Below are 23706 nucleotides of genomic sequence, written 5' to 3' on the forward strand. Positions count from 1 at the left end.
CCGAAGCCGAGTTGGCTCGGACACGACTTGCCGCCACCACCACCGATCTCTTGCGCTGGGCCCACGAAAGCGCTCAGCGCGGATTACCCGAGGACGGCAAGCCCACATGATTTCACCTGACGAGTTGACCGCGGCGGCTCCAGCTCTGCTGTCCACACCTGATGGCCGCATGACGCAGGTTCCGGTGTCCGGCCCCTCGGGCTTGTCGGACTATGCCGTGTCTCCGCTCGGGATGCCGACAGCTCTTCTCCGTGATGAAGTACGTGTCGCCTTCCTCGCGCGAACCTCGACCGAGGACCAACAGGACCCACGCCAGTCCATCCTGCGCCAGCTCGGCAACTCCAAGGCCGCCATTCCCGAGTCCTGGGTGATCGTCGCGCATTTCTACGACGTCGAGTCAGGACGCATGGACCTAGCTGCTCGCGGACGCGGCGAAAACTACGAACGCTTCGACATCCCCATCGCACGCGACGGCGGCATCGCCGATCTGCTCACCGAGTCCGCGAACCCTAAACGTCAATTCGACGTCGTGATCTGCGAGAACATCGCGCGAGTCGCCCGACGAGCGTACGAGGGCTTGTCGGTCGAGCGCGAACTCGAGCGCAACGATGTGCCGCTCTTCGCCTCGAACGAGCCGATCACGGTCTCCGGCAGCCGCGCACAGCGCATCCTGCAACGCCGTATCAACCAGTCGGTGGCCGAGTACGAGGTTCTCAACACGCTTGAGCAATCATGGGGCGGGCTCTGCACCCACGTGCGCGAGGGCTGGAACATCGGTAAGCCGTGCCACGGTTACAAAACGAAGGTCTTCAAGCACCCGAACCCGTCCAAGGCCGCGAAGGGCTACACAAAGTCACGTCTGGAACCCGATGGCCTCAAAGGGGAACCGTCACCCAGATGGCGATGTGGCGGTACTACGAACGCATCGGCTGCGACACGATCGCAGACCGCCTGAACGCAGACCTCACCAAGTACCCGCCGCCAGAACCACCAGGAAAGGCCCGCGCTCGTGGCGTATGGAGCAGGTCGAGCGTGTACGACATCCTCCGCAACCCCAAATACACCGGCTATCAAGTGTTCAACAGGCGCGCGACCCGCTCACGCGGAGGCCGGCACAACGACCCCATCAAATGGGTCTGGTCACCTACCCCGGCCCACGAACCGTTGATTCCCAAGTGGATGTACGACGCGATCAACGCCGGCTGGAAAACCAAACAAGGATCCCGCGGCTCCGAGACACCGAACACGCATCCCGCCACCACAAGGACTTACCTGTTCCGCGGACGGCTGTTCCACGGATGCGGGAGGCGACTGGTCGGCGTCCCACGGCACGAACGAGCGTATTACCTCTGCAGGCCCAGCAACAACAACCGCGGCCGCTCGGACAGATTCACCGACCACGAGAACGCTCTCTACCTTCGAGAAGACGCCTTGCTGGATGCCGTCGCCAAGTTCTTCGCCGACCGCGTGTTCGGCTCTGAACGTCGTTCGATCCTCGAAGCAGACCTGGCAGGCGCCGATGATCATGCCACGTCCGAGCGAGAGGAAGAACGAGCCCGGATCAAGCGACAGCTCGCCGAGATCGCCAAGAAACAAGCGTCGATCCTGAAACAGGCACAACAAGGAGACCCGGACGACCCGTTCACAGTCGCTTTGCGAGGCAGCTACAACGAACTAGCCGGCGATGAGAAGCAACTCCAAGCGAAGATCGCCGACCTGGACGAGGCGGATCTGGCTTCGCCCCAAGGGATGACGTCAGATGAACTGCCCCTGATCGACGCGCTTCCCTACCTCGCGATGAACCTCGCAAAGGCGCCAGAACCGTATCTGCGGGCACTGTTCGAAGCTGTCCAGCTCGCCATCATGGTCCACGACGACGGCGAACATGCGACAATCACGATCAAGCTCCCGGCAGACCAACTGCCGGAGATCGCTCAGGTAGCGGAAAGGATCATCGAACCCATGAACCCTCAAGACTTCCCGGCGCAGCGCGCCGGATCGGCTTGTGAGGTTCCTGTTGGTGCCCCCGGTGAGATTCGAACTCACACTGGACGGGTTTTGAATCCGTTGCCTCTGCCAGTTGGGCTACGGGGGCGTCGCGGGGTGAACTTTACGGGATCGCAGGAGCGCCGCTTCCGCCGGGCTCGGGAGTGTGACGACTGTCTGACGTGGTGAACGCCATCTCGCCGACTGGATCGTTCCCGGTAGGCTTCAGGTTCGCGGACAGCCCGCGAGCCGAACTGCCCGACGACCTTCAGGAGGACCCCGGTGACCGAGCAGGCTGCCGAGGCCAACGGTGCCGTCGCCGCACCCCAGCGGCGGGTGCTCGTGGCCGAAGATGAGGCCCTCATCCGTCTGGACCTCGTCGAGATGCTTCGCGAAGAGGGCTACGAGGTTGTCGGTGAGGCCGGAGATGGCGAGCAGGCCATCAACCTGGCCACCGAATTGAAGCCCGACCTGGTGATTCTCGACGTCAAGATGCCCAAGCTCGATGGGATCGAGGCCGCTTCCAAGATCACCGGTGACCGGATCGCGCCGGTCGTGATCCTGACCGCGTTCAGCCAGCGCGACCTCGTCGAGCGGGCCAGGGACGCGGGCACGATGGCGTACCTGGTCAAGCCGTTCGCCAAACGCGACCTGGTGCCCGCCATCGAGCTGGCCGTGAGCCGGTTCGCCGAGCTCCAGGCGCTCGAGTCCGAGGTCGCGGGGCTCACCGACAGGCTCGAGACGCGCAAGGTCATCGACCGGGCCAAGGGCCTGTTGATGAGCCGTCAGGGTCTCACCGAGCCGGACGCGTTCCGCTGGATACAGCGCACCGCGATGGACCGCCGGACCACGATGAAGGCGGTGGCCGAGGCCGTCGTCGAGAGCATCGGCTGACGAAACCGAAAAAAGGCCACCTCCGTCGCCGGAGGTGGCCTTTTTCGGCTCAGGACCCGCTTGTGGTCCGCATCACCCAGTAGACGTCGGTGTTCTCGACGGTTCCACCCAACCGGGCGGAGCCGGGGCCTTCGGCGGTGACGGGGGTGTCGGCGCCGGTGTGGTCGTGCGTCGTCCAGTCCACAGTGAACTGGAGCTTCGAGCCCGGTACGTCGAACGGACCGTCCTGGTCAGGGTCGGTGTCGGACTCGTCGTAGTTCTCGATGCTCAGCCCGCCGGTCTCGTGGTCGCCGCCGATGATCACCAGCGTGTCGGGGTGCGCGCGGACGAACCGCATGACCTCGGCGATCGTGGCGTCGAGTGCGCGGCCTGCGTCGATCACGCCGTGCGCGTTGTTCTCGTGCGACATCCCGTCGGTTCCTTCTTCCTCCAGGAAGAGGAAGAAGCCTCGCGGGTTCTTCGACAGCGTGTCGAGCGCCTTGCGCGCCATCTGCTGGAGCGGCACCCGCGGCGCGTACTTCCCGACGCCGTCCGGGCCGTAGTCGACCATGTCCTCGTTCGCGAACAGGCCGAGGATCCGGTTCGCCCGCGTGTTCCGCAGTTCGTCGCCGTCACGCACGTAGGTGTAGCCCGTTCGCTGCGCGCGTTCGACCAGGTTGCCGTACGGGCTGCGGCTCTCCTCCCCCGGCTTGTCCGGCCACAGACCGGGATTCCCCTTCGGGTACCACCAGTCCTCACCGCCGCCGAGCAGGACGTCCGGGCGGCTGCTTTCGATGTACTGCTTCGCGATGTCGCTCTGCGAATCCCGGCTCGGCACGTGCGCCGCGAACGCCGCCGGCGAGGCGCCCGTGACCTGCGCGGTGGTGACCAGTCCGGTCGACTTCCCCGCCCGTTTCGCCCGTTCGAGGATGGTTTCCAGCGGACGTCCGTGGGCGTCCACCCCGACGGCGCCGTTGCGCGTCTTGTGCCCGGTCGCCAGCGCGGTGGCCGCCGCGGCCGAGTCGGTGACGATCTCGTCGGGATCATCCGACGACGTCCGCACGAGGCCGGTGGTCGCGAGCCCGTCCATCGCCAGTTCACCGCGTTTGCCCTTGAGCGCCAGCCGGAGCAGGTCACGCTGCCCCAGGCCGAGGCCGTCGCCCTGGATGTAGATGATGTTGCGCGCCACCCGCGCCCCGGATCCCGCCGTCGTCGTCTCCGCGACGGCGCCCGAGCCGCCGCACAGGACCACCAGAACCGTCGCCGCCGCCAGACCACGTCCGCGCACATCGCCTCCCGTTAGTTAGGAACCTTTCCTAACAGAGAAGTCGCGGGAAGGCGAGGGTCAGCGGCGAAGGATTCCGGCGTCGTGGGCGAGGATCGCGGCCTGGACGCGGTTCGCGCAGCCGAGCTTCGCGAGAATGTGGCTGACGTGGATCTTCACGGTTCCGTTCGACAACCGCAGGTCCGCCGCGATCTCCGCGTTGCCGAGCCCCCGCCCCACCCGCACCAGGACGTCGCGTTCGCGGGCGGTCAGCGCGCCGAGCTTCCGTCTGGCCCGTGCGACGCTTTCCGCGTTGGCCGCGTCGGTGTCGCGGAACCGGTCGATGACCTGCTTCGCGATCCGGGGCGACAGCACCGCGTCGCCGGTGGACGCGGACCGCACGGCCTGGATGAGTTGCGCCGGATCGGTGTCCTTGAGCAGGAAACCGGCCGCTCCCGCGCGCAGGGCCCTGGCCACGTAGGCCTCGTCCCCGAACGTGGTGAGCATGATGACCCGCACCTCCGGCGCGATCCGGCCGAGCTCCTCCACCGCGGCGAGCCCGTCCACCCTGGGCATCCTGATGTCCATCAGCACGACGTCCACGGACATCCGCCGGACGACGTCGATCGCCTCCGCGCCGTCGGACGCCTCGGCCACGACGTCGATGTCGCCCGCCTGGTTCAGCAGGAGCCGCGCACCGGCGCGGAGCAGCGGTTCGTCGTCGGCGAGCAGGACCCGGATCATCGCGTCTCTTTCGGTACGGGGACTTCGAACCAGGTCTTCTCCACCAATCCGCCGTCGCCGAAACAGAACCGGAAGATCGCGGCGGTTTCGGCGTCGGGCGGATCGTCGGCCGGGGTGTAGACGCAGTAGGTGTCCTCGGGGACCGGCGGCTCCCGGTCCCGCGCGGCGGCATGCGCCGAGGGTTCGTTCGGGCCGAACCAGGCCTCGACCTCCTCCGGTGTCATCCCGATCTTGACACTGGCGAGTGGATCTTCGTGGTCGGCGGGCGTGAGCGGCGGCACGAAGGCCAGCGTCGTCAGCAGCAGCGCGGCGACGGCGGCCAGTCCGGTCGTCAGCATCAGGCCGGACAGGATCCGGCCCGGTCGTCTCTCCGTGTCCGCGACCTGCGGTTCCTCGCCCGCCTCTTCGGCGAGAGGCGCGTCCGCCCGCTTCGGCAGATCGGCCGTGACCGCGAAGCCGCCGTCCGGGTCGGGCCCTGCCGTGAACGTGCCGCCGAGGAGACGGACACGTTCGCGCAGGCCGACCAGCCCGCGGCCGGTACCGGGCAGCCGCTCCCCCGCGACCGGCTCCGCGCCATTACGCACCGCGATCTTCACCAGTTCGGGGCCGTGGTCGACGACGACGGTGACCGACGCGGCGGCGGCGTGCTTGTGGACGTTGGTCAGCGCTTCCCGCACCACGCGGTGCACGGCCCGGCGGACCGGCGGCCGGACCCCGTCGAGGTCGGTCCCGAGCCAGTCGAACGTCACGTCGAGACCGGCATCGCGCGACGACGCCACCAGATCGGCGATGTCGGCCTCGGTCCCGGCGGCGTCGGTGGCCTCCGCGGGCTCCGCCGGTTCCCCGCCCGGCCGCAGGACGCCGAGGGACTGCCGCAGTTCTTCGAGCGCGACCTTCGCCGTCGTCCGGACGTGCCGTGCGGCCTGCCGCAGCTCCGGATCCTTGCCCTCGGCGGCGACCTCCAGCGCGCCCGAGAACATCGTGATGAGGCTGAGCCGGTGCCCGAGCTGGTCGTGCATCTCCTCGGCGATCCGCGAACGTTCCTCCAGCCGCGCCCGCTCCCTGGTCACCTGCCGGGCCTCTGCGAGGGACTCCGCGCGCTCCCGCAACGCCACCACCAGCCGGGCCTGCTGCGCCTGCATCGCGCCGACCAGCGCGGGCAAGACGAGACAGGACAGCGTCGAGACGGCGATCACCACGAGGACGTACTGCCAGCGGAACGCGGGCTGGGTGAGCAGGACGACCGCGGCCGGGAGCAGTGCCGCGAGGCCGAACAGCGGCCACCGCCGCCCCCTCGCTCCCGCCGTGTACGCGATGACCGCGAGAGCGACACCGGTGGCGGGGAACAGCCCGAACAGCACCACCGCGGCGAGCAGCGCGACCACCGCGAACCGGCGGCGCGCCAGCATGAGCACGACGGCGCAGGCGATCACCGCGGTCAGCACCGGCGCCGACGGGTAGAACACTTCCGGCCAGCCCCAGGCGGGCAGCAGATCGGCGAGGAAGATCGTCACACCCGCGACGAATCCGGCGAGGAGCACCTCGGCGAGCACGGTGACGAGCCGCCGGTCGACCATCTTCACGCTCCCAGCATCACACGGACCCGGTGGCACAGCGGGCCGGGGCGGCGGGAGTCGTCAAGTCGACCAGGTACCGGCTGACACCTTCGTCCACACAGGACGAACCACTGCCGTAGACGGCGTGCCCGACGTCCTCATTGGACAGCAGCACCGCCGACTTGAGGCTGCCCGCCAGCTGCCGTGCCCAGCCATACGGTGTCGCGGCGTCCTTCGTGGTCCCGACGAGCAGGATGGGCGGGGCGCCGTCGGCGCGGATCGTCCGGGACGGGACCGTCGCGGTGGGCAGGAAGGCGCAGCCGAGCGCCTCCGTGCCGGACGAGAGCCGGGAAACCCGGCGCAGCTCCCGCGCGGCGTCCTCGTACGCGGCCAGGTCGGTGGGATGGGCGCGGTCCAGGCAGTTGACGACGGTGAGCGCGTCCGTCGTGTCGGTCGTGGGCTCCGGCGGGTCGGCGGAGTCGTCCGGCGAGTCGTCCGCCGGAGCGTCGGCGCCGAGGATGATTTCGGACAGCCCGGCCCAGTCCGCCGGGAACGTGACCTTCGAGGAGATCTCTTCGCGAAGAGCACCGCCGTCGCCCGCTTTGTCCGCTTTGGCCAGCACCCTGTCCACCGTGGCGAGGATTTCGGTCTCGTCCCGGCCGGGGCACGGCTTGCCCGTCCTGGTGGCGCATTGTTTTGCATAAGTGAGCAGCGTGTCCTCGACGCCCTTCGCCTGCTCGACGGTGTCGGCCCGCCAATCGAGATAGGTGTTGTCGACGCCGTCGAGCACCATGGCGCGAATCTTCTTCGGGAACCGGTCGGCGTACAACTGCCCGATCCGCGTTCCATAGGAGTAACCGAGGTAGTGCAGCTTTTCCTGGCCGGTGACCACGCGCAGGACGTCGAGGTCGCTGACGACGTCGTCGGTGCCCAGGTGCCGCAGCACGTCCTCCCCGGTCCCCTTCAGGCACGCCTCGGCGTACTGCCGCGTTTTCGGGACCTCGGCGCCGATCAGCGGCAGCCCCTCGGGCGCCTTCGACGTGGGTTCGCCCTCGGTTTCGCACCGGATCCGCGGTTCGCTGCCGCCGATGCCCCGGGGGTCGAAGCCGACCAGGTCGAACCGTTCCCGGACCGAGGCGGGCCAGGTGCCCGCGACGTCCTTCACCATGGCGACCCCGGATTGGCCGGGGCCGCCCGCTCCCGCGACGAGCGTGCCGAGCCGTCCTTCCGGCCGGGTCGCCGCGGCCTTGATCAACGGCAGGGTGAACTTCGGCCCGTCCGGTCGCCGGTAGTCCATCGGCACGGTCAGCTTCGCGCACTGGAAGGCCTCGCACGGCCGCCAGTCGAGGGTCTGCCGGTAGAACGACGCCAGCGCCGCCCGGTGCTCCGGTTCGTCCACTGTGGTCACCGGGGCCGGGCTCCCTTGCGACGTCGTGCATCCGGCGACGAGCGCGACGGACAGCATCACGCACTTCCAGTTCACGCGGGACTCCTGCTTTCGGGACACCGGACGATCCAACCCCGGCACCGCCTCCTCGCACGACCCTCGACAGGCTGAAAGTCCGTGCCTTCGTCGGCCATGAGGACTAGACCGAAAGACATACCCACGAACGGTGAGATCCAGACCACACGATCGGGTCGTGACGATCTTGGCTCCGCTGGGTCTATGGAGTGTGGAAGTGAAGAACTTCCGCCACAGGCAACGGAATCCGAACCGAGGAGATCGCGATGACGAACACCGCCACCACCGCCGCCAAGCCGAACTCGAACTCCACCGCCCCCACCGAGAACAGCGCGCTCGTCTCCACCCAGGGCGTGACCACCATCGCCGACACCGTCGTGCAGAAGGTCGCCGGCCTCGCGACCCGTGAGATCACCGGCGTCCACGCGCTGGGCGGTGGCGCCGTGCGGGCGTTCAACGCGCTGCGCGAGCGCATCCCGGGCGCCACCGCGTCCGCCGGTCAGGGTGTCTCCGTCGAGGTCGGCGAACGCCAGGCCGCGGTCGACCTGCAGATCGTCGTCGAATACGGCGTCGCGATCACGGATCTCGCCAAGTCGGTGCGCCGCAACGTGATCGGCGCCGTCGAGCAGATGACCGGACTCGAGGTCGTCGAGGTCAACATCAACGTGTCCGACGTGTACATCCCGGGCGACGACGACACCGACGAGAGCACCGAATCCACCCGCGTCCAGTGACCACCGGCGCCGGTCCGCGCCCGACTGCAAGGAGAACGTTCATGAACGCCACCCATCTCGGCCTGTTGACCGGTCTCGTGCTCGGCGTGGCCGGCGCGTTCGGCGGCTTCGGCGCCTTCCTCGTCGTGCTCGTCCTCGCCGTCCTCGGCCTGCTGGTCGGCCGGTTCCTCGACGGCAAGCTCGACCTTTCGGCCCTGGCCGGCCGCGACAGGGGCTGAGCGCCATGACGACCATGACACCCGCCGCGCCGGAAACGGACGGGCGCGGCGGGCTGACCGTGGCCGCCGGCGCCGTCGAACGGATCGCCGCACGGGCGATCACCGAACTCGACGGCATCGGCGGCGCGGCCTCCCGGGTGCTCGGGATCGCGGTCGGCGGTGAAGACCTCGACCAGGGCGCCAAGGTGAGCGCGAACGTCACCGCCACGACGGCCACCTTGGACGTCCGGCTGTCGGTGAAGTACCCGCTTTCGGTCCGCGCCACCACCGAAACCGCACGGGAGCACCTGATCCACCGCGTCGGCGAGCTCTCGGGCCTGACCGTCACGCGGGTCGACATCACCGTCACGGCCCTGCACTCCACGGAGACCGAAACGAGGAGGGTCCGATGAAACGGCGCCCCCGCCGCAGCGCCCCGGCCGTGCTGGTCGCCCTCGTGGTGCTCGCCGGATGCGTCCTGGCCGCCGCCGTCGCGGTCCAGACGATCATCGGGGAGAAACCGTGGGTCAGCTACGACGCCGTCGCGTCCGCGCTGCACGACACCCGATGGAGTGATCCGCTGCCGGCGATCGCGGGTGGGGTGGTCGCGCTGATCGGCCTGCTGCTCCTCGTGACCGCGATCGTCCCGGGGCGGCCGACCGTGCTGCCGCTCGAAGGCGGCCCGGACTCCGGCGCCTCCCGGCGCAGCTACCGGTCCACGCTGCGCACCGCCGCGTCCACTGTGGATGGTGTTTCGGCGGCGAAGCTGAAGCTCAAACGGCGCGGGATCGTCTCGGTGGTGACCACCGGGCGGACGAACACCGAGGGACTCGCCGACGCCGTCCGCGCCGCCATCGAGCACCGTCTCTCCCAGATCGGCCCCGCGACCGTTCCCGCCGTGCGTGTCCGGGTCAAGGCCACCAGGAGCGCGTCATGACCGATCTCAACCGCCCCGCCCGCCTGAACCGCACCCTTCTGGTGCTGACGGGCCTCGTGCTGCTCGCCGGTGGCGTGTTCGCCGTCGGCACCCATTTCGGCAGGATCCCCCTGCTCCAGTCCGGCACCACGCTCGTGCCCGGAACGGCGACACCACCCGGCTGGGCCTGGTACGCCGTCGCCGGGGGCGCGGTGATCGTCGGACTGCTGGCGCTGCGCTGGCTCGTCGCGCAGCCCGTCCGCAAACCCAAGTCCCACACCTGGCGCTTCGAGCAGGACGAGGGCCGGACCTCGCTGGCAGCGAGCACCGCGGTGGAACCCTTCGCCGCGGAGGTCGCGACCTATCCCGGCGTCCACGCCGCGCACGCCACGCTGGGCGGCACCCAGGACGCGCCGGTGCTGGCCGTGGTGCTGAGCGCCGAACAGGACGGCGATCTGGCCGCCATCCGCGAGCGGATCGCCGAGGAGGGCCTGCCGCGGCTGCGCCAGGCGCTGGACCTCGCCGAGCTCCCGGTGACCATCGAGTTCCGGTTCTCCGCCAAGGCCGGTCCCCGCATCCAGTAGCACCCGTCCGCGACTCCGTCGGCACCGAACACCCCTGTGAGAGGTGTTCGGTGAGGGGAGCTGGGTGCGGTGAACGGTGGCCAAGCGGAACTGGAAGCGGAACTCGACCGGCTGTGCCGCCGGGTCGCCTGCGCCGCGGAAGTCACCATCGACCTGCGAAACCTCCCGGAACTGCGCCGGATCCGCTCCGTGGTCGCCGATCACCTGGGTTTCGGCAGGGGCGAGGACGAACCGCTCGGCGCCTTGCTGCTGGTGGTCGACGAGCTGGTGAGCAACGCCTACCGGCACACGGACGGACCAGGCGAGTTGCGCGTCGTCCGGCAGGTCCGCCGCTTCCTGGTCGAGGTCTCCGACGATGACCCGGGGCTGGATGCCTTGCGCTCCGCCTCCGCCACGGCCCACTTCGGTCTCCGCCTGGTCGGTCAGCTTTCCCTCGATTGGGGTTTCCGGACCGAGCGGACCGGGAAAGCGGTCTGGGCGCTGGTTCCCGCGCAGATGTACTACGAGCGATGAGGAGTACCCGCATGTCCACCGTGACCCGGGCCGCCGACACCGTGCTCGACCGGACCCTGCTCGGCTACAGCAGTGTCGGTCACTTCCTGCGGAGGCGATGGTGGCCGGCGGACCCGGCACCGGACGCGCTCGCGGGCAAGGTCGCCGTGGTGACCGGTGCGAAGGCGGGCCTGGGCAAGGCGACCGCCGTCGGGCTGGCGAAGCTGGGCGCGACCGTGCGGATCGCGGTCCGCGGCGACGGCGACGCCGCCCGCGCCGAGATCGAGCGGGCCGCACCCGGCGCGCGGATCATCGTCGACCAGTGCGACCTCAGCCTGATCTCGTCCGTGCGCGACTACGCCAAGGATCTCGACGGTGAGATCGACGTCCTGATCCACAACGCCGGCCTGATGCCCGCCGAGCGTACGGAAACGGCCGAGGGCAACGAAGTCATGCTGGCCACGCATGTGCTCGGCCCGCACCTTCTCACCGCGTCGCTCCGGCCGAAGTTCGCCGACGGCGCCCGGGTGATCTGGGTCAGTTCGGGCGGGATGTACGGCCAGCCTTTGCGCACCGACGACCTCCAATACCTCCAGGGCGAGTACAAGCCCGCCGCCGGATACGCGCGCACCAAACGGATGCAGGTCGTGCTCGCCGAACTCTGGGCGGACGAACTGGACGGCTCCGCGGTCACCGTGCACGGCGCCCATCCCGGCTGGGCCGACACTCCCGGCGTCGCGACCTCCCTGCCGACGTTCCAGAAGCTGACCCGGCCCATCCTGAGGACCCCCGAACAGGGCGCCGACACCTTCGTCTGGCTCGCCGCGGCCGAGGAACCGGGCCGGTACAACGGGATGTTCTGGCACGACCGCGTCCAGCGCCCGACGCATTATCTCGGCAAGACCCGGGAAACCGCCGCGCAGCGCCAGGAACTCTGGCAGGCCTGCGGGCGGCTGACCGGTTCCTAGGCGAGCGGGATCATCGCGACGGCCGGGGTGGACGGTGTCCGCGAACCCCCGGCGGGTTCCGCGGTGATGCCGACCCGGTCGATCCCTCCCGGCAGATCCGCGAGGACCGGACGAGTCCGATGTGGACCGTCCTGCGCCAGCAACCCGGCCGAATGCACGCCGCTCGCCCCGATGAGCCAGACCTGATACGCCTTGCCCGGCGCCAGCGGCGGGAGATCACTCGCCAGCACGACAACCTTGCCCTGGCTCAGCGAGGTCACCACCGTGGTCGTCCCGCGTTCGGCGCCCTTCACCGTCGAGGCGTCGGGCGCGGTGAGCACGGAGTTCACCGAGGCGAGCTGCTGCTGCGCGGGATCGGCCCCCGGCTCGGTGCTCGTGGTGACCAGGCCGAACACCAGTGCCCCGACGGCGGCCGCCGCGGCACCCCACAGGGCTATCCGCACCGGCTGCTTCTTCGCGGGCTGGGCCCGCCGCACGGCCGCGACCAGCGGAGGCCACTGCCGGGTCTGGGCGATCTGCGTGAGGGTCGCTTCCCGCAGCCTCGGCGGTGGAACGACGGCGAGCGACGCCCCGAGCCTCGCCGCGGTCTCCCGGAGTTCCCGGACCTCCTGGCCGCACGCGGAGCAGCCCCGGAGATGCCGCTTGAACGCCGCGGCCTCCTCCTCCGGGACGGCGTCCACGGCGTAAGCCCCGGTCAGTGTGTGCAGTTCCGCCGTCATTGCCCCACCCCCAAGCAGTCGCGCAACCGGATCAGTCCGTCGCGGATGCGGGTCTTCACCGTGCCGGGCGCGGTTTTGAGCACTTCCGCGACTTCCGGGTAGGTGTACCCGTTGTAATAAGCCAGTACGACCGATTCCCGTTGCAGGTCGGTCAGCGCGGACAGGCATTGGCGCACCCGCTGCTGCTCCAGATTGGCGATCGTCGACTCGGCGACCTCGTCGAACGGGCGCCGGAAGTCGAGCCTGCCCGCGCGGTCGTCCCGGTCGAGCGCGGCCTGATGCGAACGCACCCGGTCCACGGCCCGCCGGTGCGCGATGGTGAGCACCCAGGCCAGCGTGGTCCCCTTGCCCGGTTTGAACCGGGCCGCCGTCCGCCACACCTCCACGAGGACCTCCTGGGTCACTTCCTCGGCGAACGTGGCGTTGCGGACGACTCTGTTCACCACTCCCCACACCGGTCCCGCCACGACGTCGTACAGATCGGCGAACGCCTGTTCGTCGCCGGCCGCGACCCGTTGCATCAGGCTCGACTCGGCAGGCTCCGCTCCGGTGCCGCCGTTTTCGCGCAGACTCGTGCGCACACCCTCGACCATCAAGCTGCCTCCACCTCACCCGACGCCCGGCTACGCGGTGCCCTGGCGTCTGGAAGGGATTCGGTGCCGGTGGCGATACGGACTGGTCGGGTGGCGGAACCCACCCGAACGGGGCCGGGGCGGCTAACGGCCCTGCTGCTCGAGTACGCCGTCCATTGTGGACCGCAGATGCCGCAGGAAGGCCTCGAACCGCTCGATCTCCTCCGCCGGGTACTGCGCCACCAGCGCCGCGAGCCCCGCGCTGAACGGGCCGAAGAACTCCCGCGCGGGCGCCTGGATGTCGGGCCCGCTGCGCAAGGTCACCATCCGCCGGTCGGCGTTCTCCCGGGTCCGCACCACGTAGCCGAGGTTCTCCAGGCGGTTCAGCAGGTTCGTGGTCGCGCCGGAGGTCAGCGAGATACGTTCACCGAGGCGGGCCGGGGAAAGCGGCGAGCCGGTGTCTTCGGCGTAGAGGATCTCGACCAGCGCGGCGGCGTCGGTGGCGTGCAGGCCGAGCCAGTCCGCGAAACGCCGGGTGAACTCGGTGTAGTTCGCCCCGAAGCTCCGGAGGCCGTCCAACAACGACGTGACCCGATCCTCCACCGAACCTCCTCGAGTAAGTGCTTTGACAACCTACCGGCCACGAATATACCTTCATGGTGAAGCTACTTTCTCATGAAGGAGTTGCCTTGCTCCCCGACCCGTTCGCCGCGACGACCCGCGGTATCACCGAGCCCGACCCCGTCCGCCCCGCGCTGCGCGCCGCCGGTCCCCTCGTCGAAGTGGCCGCGCCGTCGGGCGGCAAGACGTGGATCGTGACCGACGAGAAGCTGGCCCGCGAGGTCCTGTCGGACCCGCGTATCGCCAAAGATCCCGCGCTGGCCCCCGAGAACTGGACCGGGCTCGAACAGACCGCCGCCGAACAGCCGTCCCTCACCACGCTGGACGGCCCGGACCACGACGGCCTGCGGCGAGCGCACGCTCCGCTCCTGAGTGCCAAACGGATCCAGGCGCAGTCGGACCGGATCCACCACATCGCGCGTGTCCTGCTGACGGACCTCGGCGGCGGAACCGTCGACCTCATGGACGGCTTCTCCACCCGCTTCCCGCTCACCGTGCTGCTCGATCTGCTCGGTATCCCGCTCCACCTGCTCGACGCGGCCGTCGACGCCTGCCGCCGCATGTCCGATCCCGAGCCGGGCGCGCAGGGCAAGGCCATCGCCGCGCTCGCGGACCTCGCCGCCGCGGGATTGACACCGAACCGGACCGGGCTCGCGACGGAACTGCGCGACAACCTCCCGCCCGGGACGTCCGAGAACGACCTGCGGTATCACCTGTTCGGATTGATCTTCGCCGGGCAGCTGACCACCGACGCGTCGATCGGCTTCCTGATCGCGCGGCTCCTCGACGGCGACACCACCCCCGAGGGCCACCTGGTCCGCGAGACCCTCCGGGTGCATCCGCCCGCGCCGTTCACCCTCTGGCGGTTCACCACCACGGAGATCGACCTCGCCGGGGTCCGGCTCCCCTCCGGCGCCCCGGTGCTCGTCGACATCCACGGCATCAACACCGATCCGGCCAGGAAACCGGGCCCGGACCTGACTTTCGGCGCGGGTCCGCATTTCTGCGTCGGCGCCCAGCTCGCGCAGCTCGAACTGCGGGCGGTGGCGACGGTACTGCGCACGGACTTCCCCCGGGCCCGGCTCGCCGTGCCCTACGCCGAACTCCGGCAGACGTTCCTCGGCGGCATCCAGGGCACGCGGCTCACCGGCCTGCCGGTGCTCTTACACCCATGAAGACGGGCCGGGGCGCGGAAACCGCTGCCCCGGCCCGGAAGGGTCCGCTACTTCTTGAACGTGTCGCGGAGCTTGTCCGCGGCGTCGCCGACGGCGTCCTTCACGTTTTCGACGGCGCCCTTGAGACCGGCCTTCGCCTGATCCGCCTGGCCTTCCGCGCGCAGGTCCTCGTTGCCGGTGGCGTCACCGGCGGTCTCCTTGGCCTTACCGCCGAGCTCTTCGGCCTTGTTGCTGATCTTGTCGCCCAACGACATCGGGTCCTCCTCCGTCCGTGGCGCCCGGATCGTGCGCCGTACAAGGGAAGGACAACCCAAGATCGGGATTCGTCATGCGCACGGACGGGTGATCACGCTCACGTGCCCTTGAGCAGGGAAGCCACCGCGTCGGCGAACGCTTCCGGGGCCTCCTGGGGAACGTTGTGGCCCACCCCCGGGAGGACCCGGTGGTCGTAGGCCCCGGCGAAGTACTCGCGGTCACCCTCCGCGCCAGGCCCGCCGATGCCGTCGTCCCCGCTTTCCAGCACGACCGACGGCACCGTGATGACCGGTTCCTCCGCGATCAGGTCTTCGAGCGCCTGATACCGCGGATCCCCTTGCGCCAGCCCGAACCGGTGCCGGTACGAGTGGATGACGACGTCGACGAAGTCCGGGTTGTGCAGGCTGGGGGCGCTGGCCGGGAACGCCGCCTCGGCGCCCGTCCAGGTCGGCGACCAGGTGCGCCACAGCAGGGCGCACAACTCGTCGCGGTTCTCCGCCAGCCCGCGGCGGCCGCGCTCGGAATGAAAATAAAATTGATACCAGTAGGTGCGTTCCCATTCGGGCGGCGCCGGTTCCCCGGCGTAGGCAAGGTTCTGGACGTTGTAGCCGTCCACCGAGACCAGCCCGCGCACCCGTTCGGGCCGGAGCGCGGCCACGATGCACGCCGCGCGGCCGCCCCAGTCGTACCCGGCGACGACGGCGTTCTCGAGCTCCAGCGCGTCCATGAAGTCGAGCAGATCCTGCGCGAGCGCGGCCTGCTGCCCCGATCGGGGCGTGGCGTCGTCGAGGAACCGCGTCCCGCCGAACCCGCGGAGGTACGGGACGTACACCGAGGCGCCGCCGGCCGAGAGGATCGGGGCCACCTCGTCGTAGGCCCGCACGTCGTACGGGAACCCGTGGAGCAGGATCACCGGCGGCGCGCCCGCCTCACCGGTGTGTTCGTACTCGATCTCCAGAACCGGTGTGGTGACACGTTTCGACCCCATCCCCGGATCCTTTCACGAGGATCAGCCGGACCAGCCGCTCAACCGCGACAAAAGCCGTTCCAGGACCTCGGGATCGGCGCCGACGGGCTCACCGGAAACGGGCTCGTCCACCAGGGTCCGGCGGTCGCCCCGCCGCGGCAACTGCACCTGTCCGGCGGACAGGCCACCGGGCAGCGGCAGCTCGCACCAGTTGGTCACGCCACCGGTCTCGCCCGGCGCCACCCCGGTCCGCTCGCCCGGCGCGGGCGTCGGCGCGGGGAGCCCGGCCAGCTCGTGGTCGACCTCGATGACCAGCACGTCCGACCGCAGCCGCAATCTCAGCGTCAGGAACGGCGGTTCCTTCGGATCGGCCACGTCGACGAGCGCGCCCACCAGTCTGGCGGCGGCGGTCTTCGCCTGATCGAGCAACGGCCGCAAGGACCAATCCGACAAGATGAGACGGACGAAGAGCTCGGAGCACAAAACGGCATTCGGTTGTGCCACCAGCCGGAGATCGTCCACCTGGGAGGTGCGCGCGCTCAAACCAAGGCCTTCCTCGTCGACGTGCGAGCGTGCATCATGCCACTCCATCCGGTGACGGTGTCAGGCGCCTCACACAAGCCTTTGGTCCAGTGGAGTGACACGGCTTTGGTCCTGTTCATCGGACCAAAGGACCCGCAGAGTGGTCGGCGTGAGCATCGCCTTCCTGATCACCACGCTGGTCGTGGTCGCCACGCCCGGCACCGGCGTGGTCTACACCTTGTCCGCCGGGCTGGCCCGAGGGAGACGGGCGAGCGTCATCGCGGCGACCGCCTGCACCCTCGGGATCATCCCGCACATGGTCGCCGCGATCACCGGCCTCGCGGCACTGCTGCACGCGAGCGCGGTGGCGTTCGAAATCATCAAATACCTCGGTGTGGCCTACCTGCTCTACATGGCGTGGGCGACGCTGCGGGACCGGGAAGCGATCGTCGTCGAAGGCGATCCCGAGCCCAAGTCGGCGCTGCGGACGATCACCTCCGGCGTGCTGATCAACGTCCTGAACCCGAAGCTGACGCTGTTCTTCTTCGCGTTCCTCCCCCAGTTCGTCCCGGCGGGCGAACCCGGTTCCGTCCCCCGGATGCTGCTGCTGAGCGGGGTGTTCATGCTGGCGACGTTCGTGGTGTTCAGCCTGTACGGCGTCCTCGCCGCCGGCGTGCGCCACCACGTGATCTCCCGGCCGCGCGTCCTCGCCTGGATGCGGCGGATCTTCGCCGGTTCCTTCGCCGCGCTCGGCGCCAAGCTCGCGTTCACCACCCAGTAGACAGGTCTCGTATGCGACTCCAGCATCATCCCGACGTCCGCGCCGAGCACCCCGGCCTCGCCGTCGGCACGCTCCTGGCCACCGGTATCACCCCGGAACTACCCGTCGACCTCGAGAAGTTCATCGCGCGGGCGACGCGACGGCTCGCGGACGGCCCGGAATCGGAGTTCCCCGAGATCCAGGCCTGGCGCCGGGCGTTCGCCAAGATGGGCCTGAAGCCGACGCAGTACCGCTGCGCGTCGGAATCCCTGCTGCGCCGGCTGCGGAAAGAGGGCGCGCTCCCCCGGATCCACCCGGTGATCGACCTCTGCAACGCGGTTTCGGTCGCCTACGCCATCCCGGTAGCGGTACTCGACGTCGCGAAGATCAGCGGTTCGCTCGAAGTCCGCCACGCACGGGGCGACGAGAAATACGTGACCTTCGCGGGCACTGTCGAGCATCCGAACCCGGGCGAGGTGATCTTCGCCGACGAAGACGGTCAGGCCCACGCACGGCGGTGGACGAACCGGCAGAGCGGGCACTCCGCGGTCTCCGCCACGACGTCCGACGTGCTGATCGTTTCGGAGGGGCTGCACGCGACGGCCGCCGAGGACGTCCGGCTGCTGATCGAGGCGATCGCGGGCGAACTCGCGGGGTTCACGAAGCCTTGAGCGCCTTTTCCAGCTTGGCGCGCGTCATCTTCGAGCGTCCCTTGATGTCGCGCTCCCGCGCCAGCTTGTCCAGGTCCGCCTTCGACAACGAGGACAGGTCCTTCTTCTTGGCCTTCCCGCTCTCCACGCTCTTCGAAAGCGCCTCGAACAGGTCGACGACCTTCGTCGGCTCACCCGGTTCGGTGGCGGGCGTGATGGTCTTGCCCTTCTTCTTGGCCTTGATCAGCTTCCGCACGCGATCGGTGTAGGTGTCGCGGTACTCCTCGGGCCGCCAGTCGTCGCTCATCGCGTCGATCAGGTTGACGGCCATGTCGAGTTCCTTGCCGCGCGCCTTGGCCTTGGCGGGCAGGTCCGGCAGCTGTTCGGCGGGATCCCGCAGGTCTGCGGCGAAGTGCAGGGTGTTGAGCACCATGACGCCCGCACCCGACCGGACGAGCGCCAGGTACTCGCGGCCGCGCATGACGAACTTCGCGATCCCGGCCCTGCCCGACGAGCGCATCGCTTCGAGCAGCAGCGCGTACGGACGTTCGAACTCCTCTTTCGCGGGCGCGAGCCAGTACGTCTTGTCGAAGAACATCGGGTCGATGGCGTCCAGCTCGACGAAGCTCTCGATGTCGAGCGACTTCGACCGGCCTGGGGCGATCTCGTCGAGTTCGTCGGATTCGACGACCACGTACTCGCCGCTGTCGAGCTCGTAACCCTTGACGATGTCGTCGTAGTCGACTTCCTTGCCGGTGCGCTCGTTCACCCGGCGGTACCGGATGCGGTCCTCGGTGCCGCGCTGGAACTGGCGGAAGTGCACCGTGTGGTCCTCGACCGCGCTGTACAGCCGGACCGGGACCGTCACCAGACCGAGCGAAAGCGAACCACTCCAGACCGGGCGCATGGGCGCACTCCTCTCCTCCACCCCGCTGGTACCCGGAACCACGGCCGATCACACCTGGTCAGAGGCTGAACGCGACACCATCGGCTCGCACCGGGCGGACCGTTCGTTCCAGTGCCGCGCTTTGCCGGGAGCTACCGGGGAAAGAAAAAGGGGGCTACCAGGGCGGTTGGCCACCCCCAGTTCGAAGGCCAACCGCCGCGGAGCCCCTACACGGTTCGGCGCGCTGCCCCGTCGCGCCGATCCCGCCAGCTGATGTCTTCAGCTTTCCAAGGCCCTGCATCGGAATTACATCGGCTCGCCACTGCCTGGTATCCGCGCAGTTCAGGGGCTGCCGGGCGTAGAATCGGACCGGTTTCGAAGCAGGAACCCGCCCGCCTGTTAGGCCGAATGCAGCAAGGCGAACCCGCGCTGATCCGGCTGGAGTGGGTTAGGGTGCCGGACACCTGGCGAACGGACTGGGAGGTAGTGCGTGAGCACGCTCACGGTCTCGGACGACATAGTCGCATATGACCGCCGATCGTTTATCTGAATCGGCGGGATCGCCCGAGACGGCCGGCGATCCGAGACACCCCGGCCAGCGATCCCAGCTCGGTTTCTCCGTACTCGGCCCGCTCGAAGCCGAGGTCGACGGCGTCCCCGTCCGGCTGGGCGGACGCCGTGAACAGCGCCTCCTCGCCTCCCTGCTGATCAACGCGGGCAGGCTGGTCCCGGTGTCGTACCTGATCGGCACGATGTGGCCGGAAAGGCCGCCGAAGACCGCGGTCCGCCAGGTCAGCAACGCGATCGCGCGGCTGCGGCACGATCTCGGCGTGGCGCGGTCCGCCGTGGTCACCACCGGCTCCGCCTACCGTGTCGTGATCAGCAGCGCCTCGCTCGACTCGGCCCGGTTCGAAGCGGACTATCGCCAGGGCGCCGAACTCTTGGCCGCCGGGCTGCTCTCCCAGGCCGCGGCCAAACTCGCGGAAGCGCTCGCGCTCTGGCGGGGCCCGGCCTTCGACGGTCTCGAGGGCGATGCCATCGAGCAGACGGCTCGACGGCTCGACGAAGAACGCCTCGCCGCCTGTGAACTCCTGATCGGCGCCAGGCTCCGGCTCGGCGAGACCGAAGCGGCGGCCCGCGAAGCTTTCGATCTCGCCGCCTGGCATCCCACGCGCGAGACCCTCCAGGTCCTCACCATGCTGGCGCTCTACCGGGCAGGCCGCGGCGCCGACGCGCTCCGCGCGTTCGACCGGACCAGGACCGCGCTCGCCGAGGAACTGGGCGTCGACCCGAGCGCCGAGCTGAGCACGCTCCACCAGCAGATCCTGCGCACCGACGCCGAACTGGTGCAGGACGGCGCGCTCGTCCGGTACGGCGTCGGCGGGCTCCGGGCCGGAATGGACACCGGCGGGCGGCGCGAGGACGCGGACGCGCAGAAGGCGCTGTTCCCCCGCCCCGCACAGCTTCCCGCCGACCTGCCCGCGTTCGGCGGACGCGCGGCCGAACTGCGGACGGTCCTCGAAATCGGCCAGGACGAATCCTCGGCGGGGCCGAGGCTGATCGCGATCGACGGCATGCCAGGTGTCGGCAAGACCGCGCTGGCCGTCCACGCCGCGCACCGGCTCGCACCGCTGTTCCCCGACGGGCAGCTCTTCGTGAACCTCGAAGGCTTCTCGCCGGCGGGTGATCCTGTCGACCCGGCGACCGCGCTGGAGGCGCTGCTGCGGTCGCTCGGCATCCAGGGTTCGGACATCCCCGCCGGGACCGGGCAGCGCGCGGCGTTGTTCCGCAGCTGCCTCGCGGGCAAACGCGTGCTCCTGGTGCTGGACAACGCCATCGGGGCCACTCAGGTCGGCCCGCTGTTGCCCGGTTCGGCGAGCTGCTGCGTGCTGATCACCAGCCGGACCCGGCTCGCGGACCTCGACGGCGCCGAACTGCTCTCCCTGGAACCGTTCAGCCGGGCGGACGCGGTGGACCTGCTCGGCCGGATCGTCGGGCCGTCCCGGCTGAAGCGGGAATCCCCCGACGCGGCCGACAGGGTCGCGAGCCTGTGCGGTGATCTCCCGCTCGCGCTGGCCGTGACGGCGAGCCGGCTGCGGGCCCGGACGTCCTGGACGCTCGACTTCGTCGCCCGGCAGCTGCGCGACGAACGGAACAGGTTCGGCGAGCTCACCGCCGGGGAACGCGACGTCGCGGGCGCGTTCCGAGTGTCCTATCTGAACTTGTCCGAAGCCGAACGCCGGGTGTTCCGGCGGTTGAGCCATCATCCCGGCGCCGCGTTCGACCTCCATTCGACGGCGGCCTTGGCGGAAGTGGACCTCGGCGAGGCCCGCCGCCTCGCCGAACGCCTCGTCGACGTGAACCTGCTGCGGCAGCCGTCGATGGACCGGTACGAGATGCACGACCTCCTCCGCAGCTACGGCCGGGAACTCCTGCTCGCGGAGGAGCCCGAACACCAGCGTGAAGCGATGATGCGGCGGCTGTTCGACTACTACCGCAGCACCGTCGCGGCCGCGATGGACTTCATCGACCCGGATTCCGAAGAGGAGCCGGGCGGCCTCGAAGTCCCGAAGAGCGAGTTCGGACAGTCCTTCGCGGACTACGACCAGGCCGCGCACTGGATGGACGCCCAGTGGCAGAACGTCCTGCCGGTGGCCGTCGCGATGAACAACCACCAGCACTACTCGGACCTCGTGCCCTTCTGCTCGGCGGTGTGGCGCTACTTCGACAACCGCGGCTATTACCGCCAGGCCAGGGAACTGGAGACCCTCGCCCTGTCCGCCGCGCGGGTGACCGGGAACGTGGTCCTCGAGTACCAGGCCCTGCACATGTACGCGCTGACCCTGTGGCGGCTCAACGAGTTCACCGAAGCGAACCGGCTGTTCAACGAGGTGTTCGAACTGGCCTCGACCACCGGCGACGTCAGGATGCAGTGCCGGGCGAGGGGCAATTCGGGCGTCACCCACTGGCTCAAGGGCGAGTCGGACGAGGCGATCGAACATCTCGGCTGGGTACGCGAGACCGCCCATGCCCACGGCAGCGTGCTCATCGAAGCCCGCGCCCGGCATCGCATCGGGCTGATCCACACCGAGAACAGGCGATATCCGGAAGCCGCCGCGGAACTCGACCAGGCACTGAGACTGGCCCACGAGAACGAATCGCCCGATCTCGAGGCGGAATGCTTTCTGGCGCTCGGGATCAATTCGCGCGAACTCGGCGACGCCGCACTCGCGGTCGGCCAGTTCACCACCGCGGTGGAAGTGCTCGAATCGACCGGGAATCGCAGCATGCTCCCCATCGCCCACAAGGAGATGGCGACCGCTTTCGACATTCTCGGTAAGCATCTGAATGCGGAACGTCATCGCCGGTTCGCTTTGCGGCTGTACACCGATCTCGGCGTTTCGGAGTCCCCCGAGGTACACGAACTCAAACAGCACCTGGCCGATTACTCGGCGTAATTTGTCGCCCCTCTCCGGTACTCTGTTGGCGTAGGCATATTCGCTTGACCGGAGTAACCGCTCACGGAGAGGATTGGGCGCATGCACGATGAGGACGAAGACGAGTTCTTGTACGAGCTTGAAGCCGAGTACAAGGCACAGAGCACCTGGGGCGGGTTCGAGCCGCCGCCGAACGGCGGGCCTCCTTTCCGTTCGCGACGCTGAATGACCTGACGTATTCGGAAAGTATTACTGGGGACTGGGGCGCAAGACATTCGATGCTGGTAAGGGTTTCCACCTGCGGAACGCTCTATTGGTCCGATGGTGACGTCGTCTGGGACGACCACCTGGGGCACCGCCAGCTCAAACTCGCCGAAGGAACCGAACGCGTCCTGCGATGGTTCAGTTCTTGGCGAGAACCGGAATCGATCCGCGAAGCGGGCGAAAACCCCGAGACCGGGGAAAGACTCGTCCGAATCGCGCGAGCGATGATCCGGTACGACGTGCTGGTGGTCAAAGGTTCTTCCCGGCAACAGCGGGAAGAAGAGATCCTTCGGGATTGGGGTCCTTGGGGAACGTCCGCGCGGGCGTTTCACTTCGGCACCCGATCCTTGCGTGAGACCGAGTTCACGACCAGCGAAATGACCGCGAAAACCTTGCTGGAGAAGGCGAAGGCGAGCCCTCCGCCTTCTCCGGTGAGGCCATCGGGCGAGTACGAAGCGATAGCGCTACCCGAGCCGTCGTCGGAACCGCTGAACGCGATCGGGCTCGGCGACGCGCTGAACCAGCGCAGAAGCACCCGCGAGTTCGGCGAAGAACCCTTGCGGCTACGGGATTTGAGCACGCTCCTTACCGCCGCCCGCCCGACAAGGCCGGAAACGCATCCCGACATCCCGGCCACCGGCAACGTCTTCAAGACGAGCCCGTCGGGCGGCGCGAGGCATCCGACAGAGGTGTACGTCTACGCGAGGAACGTCGAGGGCCTGGATCAGGGGATCTACCACTACGACGGATTCCGGCACGGGCTCACCCCACTGGACGGCAAAATCGACGACGACGAACTCGTCGCGCTCGCCGGCGACCAGCACTGGACCGGGAACGCCGGCGCGCTGCTGATCTACACCAGCGTCATCGAACGGAACCAGTGGAAGTACCCGGTGAGCCGGACTTATCGAGTGCTGCTGATGGACGTCGGACATCTCAGCCAGACCGTGTACCTGCTGGCGACCGCACTCGGGCTGAACGTCACGTTCACCGCGGCACTGCGCGACGAACTGGTCGAGGACCTCCTCGGCTGCGACCCGGCGAACGAACTGGTGCTCGGCATGTCGGTGGTCGGCACCCGCTTGTGAGGCCTGCTCTGTCA

At 68.9% G+C, this 23706-nt stretch carries 28 protein-coding genes, 1 tRNA gene and 1 pseudogene; 16 read left to right on the top strand and 14 right to left on the bottom strand.

Going from position 1 to position 23706, the window contains the following annotated elements; all coding sequences use genetic code 11:
• The first annotated feature begins 106 nt into the window (after nt 1-106).
• Complete coding sequence (locus BKN51_RS21385) at nt 107-955, top strand: recombinase family protein (protein ID WP_146044379.1); 849 nt, start codon at nt 107-109, stop codon at nt 953-955.
• Nucleotides 904-1140, top strand: a pseudogene (locus BKN51_RS44980) (recombinase family protein); the annotation flags it as partial. The gene BKN51_RS21385 and the pseudogene BKN51_RS44980, both read left to right, overlap by 52 nt.
• On the opposite strand, the gene BKN51_RS43235 reads toward BKN51_RS44980, so the two are convergent.
• The 3 genes from BKN51_RS43235 to BKN51_RS21395 form a co-directional block, all read right to left on the bottom strand.
• Nucleotides 1141-1596: a hypothetical protein gene (locus BKN51_RS43235; protein WP_146044380.1), complete on the bottom strand. Its 456-nt coding sequence runs from the start codon at nt 1594-1596 to the stop codon at nt 1141-1143.
• A gap of 159 nt (nt 1597-1755) precedes the next feature.
• Entirely contained in the window at nt 1756-2046 is a 291-nt protein-coding gene (locus BKN51_RS43240; RefSeq protein WP_146044381.1) for a hypothetical protein, read from the bottom strand.
• A tRNA-Leu gene (locus BKN51_RS21395) sits at nt 2019-2095 on the bottom strand. The genes BKN51_RS43240 and BKN51_RS21395 overlap by 28 nt, the downstream gene beginning before the upstream one ends.
• A gap of 173 nt (nt 2096-2268) precedes the next feature.
• Here BKN51_RS21395 and BKN51_RS21400 point away from each other — a divergent pair.
• Nucleotides 2269-2880 (top strand): ANTAR domain-containing response regulator, encoded by a 612-nt coding sequence (locus BKN51_RS21400; protein ID WP_005157321.1) that lies wholly within the window; start codon nt 2269-2271, stop codon nt 2878-2880.
• A gap of 49 nt (nt 2881-2929) precedes the next feature.
• Here BKN51_RS21400 and BKN51_RS21405 read toward each other — a convergent pair whose 3' ends face one another.
• Genes BKN51_RS21405 through BKN51_RS21420 form a run of 4 tightly spaced genes read right to left on the bottom strand, consistent with a single transcriptional unit; the run spans nt 2930 to nt 7906 of the window.
• Complete coding sequence (locus BKN51_RS21405; RefSeq protein ID WP_101609315.1) at nt 2930-4147, bottom strand: alkaline phosphatase; 1218 nt, start codon at nt 4145-4147, stop codon at nt 2930-2932.
• Nucleotides 4148-4204: 57 nt separating this feature from the next.
• The gene (locus BKN51_RS21410; RefSeq protein ID WP_101609316.1) at nt 4205-4867 is read right to left on the bottom strand and encodes a response regulator; all 663 of its coding nucleotides are present in this window, start codon (nt 4865-4867) and stop codon (nt 4205-4207) included.
• Nucleotides 4864-6444, bottom strand: a complete 1581-nt coding sequence (locus BKN51_RS21415; RefSeq protein WP_102906619.1) for a histidine kinase — start codon at nt 6442-6444, stop codon at nt 4864-4866. Before BKN51_RS21415 ends, BKN51_RS21410 begins: the two co-directional genes overlap by 4 nt.
• Before the next feature lie 16 nt (nt 6445-6460).
• Nucleotides 6461-7906 carry an alpha/beta hydrolase gene (locus tag BKN51_RS21420; protein ID WP_101609318.1) on the bottom strand — a complete coding sequence of 482 codons (1446 nt, stop codon included), beginning with the start codon at nt 7904-7906 and terminating at the stop codon, nt 6461-6463.
• Between the two features lie 245 nt (nt 7907-8151).
• Here BKN51_RS21420 and BKN51_RS21425 point away from each other — a divergent pair, with 245 nt between their 5' ends.
• The 7 genes from BKN51_RS21425 to BKN51_RS21450 all read left to right on the top strand — a co-directional run bounded on the left by BKN51_RS21425 (nt 8152) and on the right by BKN51_RS21450 (nt 11776).
• Nucleotides 8152-8619, top strand: coding sequence for an Asp23/Gls24 family envelope stress response protein (locus tag BKN51_RS21425; protein WP_101609319.1), 468 nt, complete (start codon nt 8152-8154; stop codon nt 8617-8619).
• A 41-nt stretch (nt 8620-8660) separates the two neighbouring features.
• A complete protein-coding gene (locus BKN51_RS43590; protein ID WP_005154991.1) occupies nt 8661-8837 on the top strand; it encodes a hypothetical protein in 177 nt (58 codons plus the stop codon).
• Nucleotides 8838-8842: 5 nt separating this feature from the next.
• The gene (locus BKN51_RS21430; RefSeq protein ID WP_101609320.1) at nt 8843-9229 is read left to right on the top strand and encodes an Asp23/Gls24 family envelope stress response protein; all 387 of its coding nucleotides are present in this window, start codon (nt 8843-8845) and stop codon (nt 9227-9229) included.
• Nucleotides 9226-9753, top strand: coding sequence for a DUF6286 domain-containing protein (locus tag BKN51_RS21435; protein WP_101609321.1), 528 nt, complete (start codon nt 9226-9228; stop codon nt 9751-9753). Before BKN51_RS21430 ends, BKN51_RS21435 begins: the two co-directional genes overlap by 4 nt.
• Nucleotides 9750-10316, top strand: a complete 567-nt coding sequence (locus tag BKN51_RS21440) for an alkaline shock response membrane anchor protein AmaP (protein ID WP_101609322.1) — start codon at nt 9750-9752, stop codon at nt 10314-10316. Before BKN51_RS21435 ends, BKN51_RS21440 begins: the two co-directional genes overlap by 4 nt.
• Before the next feature lie 69 nt (nt 10317-10385).
• Entirely contained in the window at nt 10386-10829 is a 444-nt protein-coding gene (locus BKN51_RS21445) for an ATP-binding protein (protein WP_101609323.1), read from the top strand.
• Between the two features lie 11 nt (nt 10830-10840).
• A complete protein-coding gene (locus BKN51_RS21450) occupies nt 10841-11776 on the top strand; it encodes an SDR family NAD(P)-dependent oxidoreductase (RefSeq protein ID WP_101609324.1) in 936 nt (311 codons plus the stop codon).
• On the opposite strand, the gene BKN51_RS21455 is transcribed toward BKN51_RS21450, so the two are convergent.
• The 3 genes from BKN51_RS21455 to BKN51_RS21465 all read right to left on the bottom strand — a co-directional run bounded on the left by BKN51_RS21455 (nt 11773) and on the right by BKN51_RS21465 (nt 13670).
• Entirely contained in the window at nt 11773-12495 is a 723-nt protein-coding gene (locus BKN51_RS21455) for an anti-sigma factor (RefSeq protein ID WP_101609325.1), read from the bottom strand. The genes BKN51_RS21450 and BKN51_RS21455 overlap by 4 nt on opposite strands.
• Entirely contained in the window at nt 12492-13088 is a 597-nt protein-coding gene (gene sigK / locus BKN51_RS21460) for an ECF RNA polymerase sigma factor SigK (protein ID WP_101609326.1), read from the bottom strand. The genes BKN51_RS21455 and sigK overlap by 4 nt, the downstream gene beginning before the upstream one ends.
• Before the next feature lie 123 nt (nt 13089-13211).
• A complete protein-coding gene (locus tag BKN51_RS21465; protein ID WP_101609327.1) occupies nt 13212-13670 on the bottom strand; it encodes a MarR family winged helix-turn-helix transcriptional regulator in 459 nt (152 codons plus the stop codon).
• Nucleotides 13671-13756: 86 nt separating this feature from the next.
• Between BKN51_RS21465 and BKN51_RS21470 the strand changes: the two genes are divergently transcribed.
• Nucleotides 13757-14863, top strand: a complete 1107-nt coding sequence (locus BKN51_RS21470) for a cytochrome P450 (protein WP_101609328.1) — start codon at nt 13757-13759, stop codon at nt 14861-14863.
• Between the two features lie 47 nt (nt 14864-14910).
• On the opposite strand, the gene BKN51_RS21475 is transcribed toward BKN51_RS21470, so the two are convergent.
• The 3 genes from BKN51_RS21475 to BKN51_RS21485 form a co-directional block, all read right to left on the bottom strand.
• Complete coding sequence (locus tag BKN51_RS21475; RefSeq protein ID WP_101609329.1) at nt 14911-15117, bottom strand: CsbD family protein; 207 nt, start codon at nt 15115-15117, stop codon at nt 14911-14913.
• Between the two features lie 98 nt (nt 15118-15215).
• Nucleotides 15216-16106, bottom strand: a complete 891-nt coding sequence (locus tag BKN51_RS21480) for an alpha/beta fold hydrolase (RefSeq protein ID WP_101609330.1) — start codon at nt 16104-16106, stop codon at nt 15216-15218.
• A gap of 21 nt (nt 16107-16127) precedes the next feature.
• Nucleotides 16128-16628, bottom strand: a complete 501-nt coding sequence (locus tag BKN51_RS21485) for a histidine kinase (protein WP_101609331.1) — start codon at nt 16626-16628, stop codon at nt 16128-16130.
• 148 nt (nt 16629-16776) lie between these two features.
• Here BKN51_RS21485 and BKN51_RS21490 point away from each other — a divergent pair, with 148 nt between their 5' ends.
• Nucleotides 16777-17388 (top strand): LysE family translocator, encoded by a 612-nt coding sequence (locus tag BKN51_RS21490; RefSeq protein ID WP_101613366.1) that lies wholly within the window; start codon nt 16777-16779, stop codon nt 17386-17388.
• A gap of 11 nt (nt 17389-17399) precedes the next feature.
• Nucleotides 17400-18038 carry a B3/B4 domain-containing protein gene (locus BKN51_RS21495; protein WP_101609332.1) on the top strand — a complete coding sequence of 213 codons (639 nt, stop codon included), beginning with the start codon at nt 17400-17402 and terminating at the stop codon, nt 18036-18038.
• Here the strand turns inward: BKN51_RS21495 and ku are convergent.
• Nucleotides 18025-18924, bottom strand: coding sequence for a non-homologous end joining protein Ku (ku, locus tag BKN51_RS21500; protein WP_101609333.1), 900 nt, complete (start codon nt 18922-18924; stop codon nt 18025-18027). The genes BKN51_RS21495 and ku overlap by 14 nt on opposite strands.
• 506 nt (nt 18925-19430) lie before the next feature.
• Here ku and BKN51_RS21505 point away from each other — a divergent pair.
• The 3 genes from BKN51_RS21505 (at nt 19431) to BKN51_RS21510 (ending at nt 23692) form a co-directional block, all read left to right on the top strand.
• Complete coding sequence (locus tag BKN51_RS21505) at nt 19431-22361, top strand: AfsR/SARP family transcriptional regulator (protein WP_101609334.1); 2931 nt, start codon at nt 19431-19433, stop codon at nt 22359-22361.
• An 81-nt stretch (nt 22362-22442) separates the two neighbouring features.
• A complete protein-coding gene (locus BKN51_RS44715; RefSeq protein ID WP_255414900.1) occupies nt 22443-22565 on the top strand; it encodes a hypothetical protein in 123 nt (40 codons plus the stop codon).
• Nucleotides 22566-22618: 53 nt separating this feature from the next.
• Nucleotides 22619-23692, top strand: a complete 1074-nt coding sequence (locus BKN51_RS21510) for a SagB/ThcOx family dehydrogenase (RefSeq protein WP_101609335.1) — start codon at nt 22619-22621, stop codon at nt 23690-23692.
• The last annotated feature ends 14 nt before the right edge of the window (nt 23693-23706 follow it).

Origin of the sequence: Amycolatopsis sp. BJA-103, from assembly GCF_002849735.1 — a bacterium.
Taxonomy (GTDB): domain Bacteria; phylum Actinomycetota; class Actinomycetes; order Mycobacteriales; family Pseudonocardiaceae; genus Amycolatopsis.

Bases quoted from the DNA above. Each gene is read 5' to 3' on its own strand.
- BKN51_RS21385 (WP_146044379.1), top strand. From the start codon at position 107: ATGATTTCACCTGACGAGTTGACCGCGGCGGCTCCAGCTCTGCTGTCC.
- BKN51_RS21410 (WP_101609316.1), bottom strand. From the start codon at position 4,867: ATGATCCGGGTCCTGCTCGCCGACGACGAACCGCTGCTCCGCGCCGGT.
- BKN51_RS21415 (WP_102906619.1), bottom strand. From the start codon at position 6,444: ATGGTCGACCGGCGGCTCGTCACCGTGCTCGCCGAGGTGCTCCTCGCC.
- BKN51_RS21425 (WP_101609319.1), top strand. From the start codon at position 8,152: ATGACGAACACCGCCACCACCGCCGCCAAGCCGAACTCGAACTCCACC.
- BKN51_RS43590 (WP_005154991.1), top strand. From the start codon at position 8,661: ATGAACGCCACCCATCTCGGCCTGTTGACCGGTCTCGTGCTCGGCGTG.
- BKN51_RS21430 (WP_101609320.1), top strand. From the start codon at position 8,843: ATGACGACCATGACACCCGCCGCGCCGGAAACGGACGGGCGCGGCGGG.
- BKN51_RS21435 (WP_101609321.1), top strand. From the start codon at position 9,226: ATGAAACGGCGCCCCCGCCGCAGCGCCCCGGCCGTGCTGGTCGCCCTC.
- BKN51_RS21440 (WP_101609322.1), top strand. From the start codon at position 9,750: ATGACCGATCTCAACCGCCCCGCCCGCCTGAACCGCACCCTTCTGGTG.
- BKN51_RS21450 (WP_101609324.1), top strand. From the start codon at position 10,841: ATGTCCACCGTGACCCGGGCCGCCGACACCGTGCTCGACCGGACCCTG.
- BKN51_RS21455 (WP_101609325.1), bottom strand. From the start codon at position 12,495: ATGACGGCGGAACTGCACACACTGACCGGGGCTTACGCCGTGGACGCC.
- sigK (WP_101609326.1), bottom strand. From the start codon at position 13,088: ATGGTCGAGGGTGTGCGCACGAGTCTGCGCGAAAACGGCGGCACCGGA.
- BKN51_RS21475 (WP_101609329.1), bottom strand. From the start codon at position 15,117: ATGTCGTTGGGCGACAAGATCAGCAACAAGGCCGAAGAGCTCGGCGGT.
- BKN51_RS21480 (WP_101609330.1), bottom strand. From the start codon at position 16,106: ATGGGGTCGAAACGTGTCACCACACCGGTTCTGGAGATCGAGTACGAA.
- BKN51_RS21495 (WP_101609332.1), top strand. From the start codon at position 17,400: ATGCGACTCCAGCATCATCCCGACGTCCGCGCCGAGCACCCCGGCCTC.
- ku (WP_101609333.1), bottom strand. From the start codon at position 18,924: ATGCGCCCGGTCTGGAGTGGTTCGCTTTCGCTCGGTCTGGTGACGGTC.
- BKN51_RS21505 (WP_101609334.1), top strand. From the start codon at position 19,431: ATGACCGCCGATCGTTTATCTGAATCGGCGGGATCGCCCGAGACGGCC.
- BKN51_RS44715 (WP_255414900.1), top strand. From the start codon at position 22,443: ATGCACGATGAGGACGAAGACGAGTTCTTGTACGAGCTTGAAGCCGAG.
- BKN51_RS21510 (WP_101609335.1), top strand. From the start codon at position 22,619: ATGCTGGTAAGGGTTTCCACCTGCGGAACGCTCTATTGGTCCGATGGT.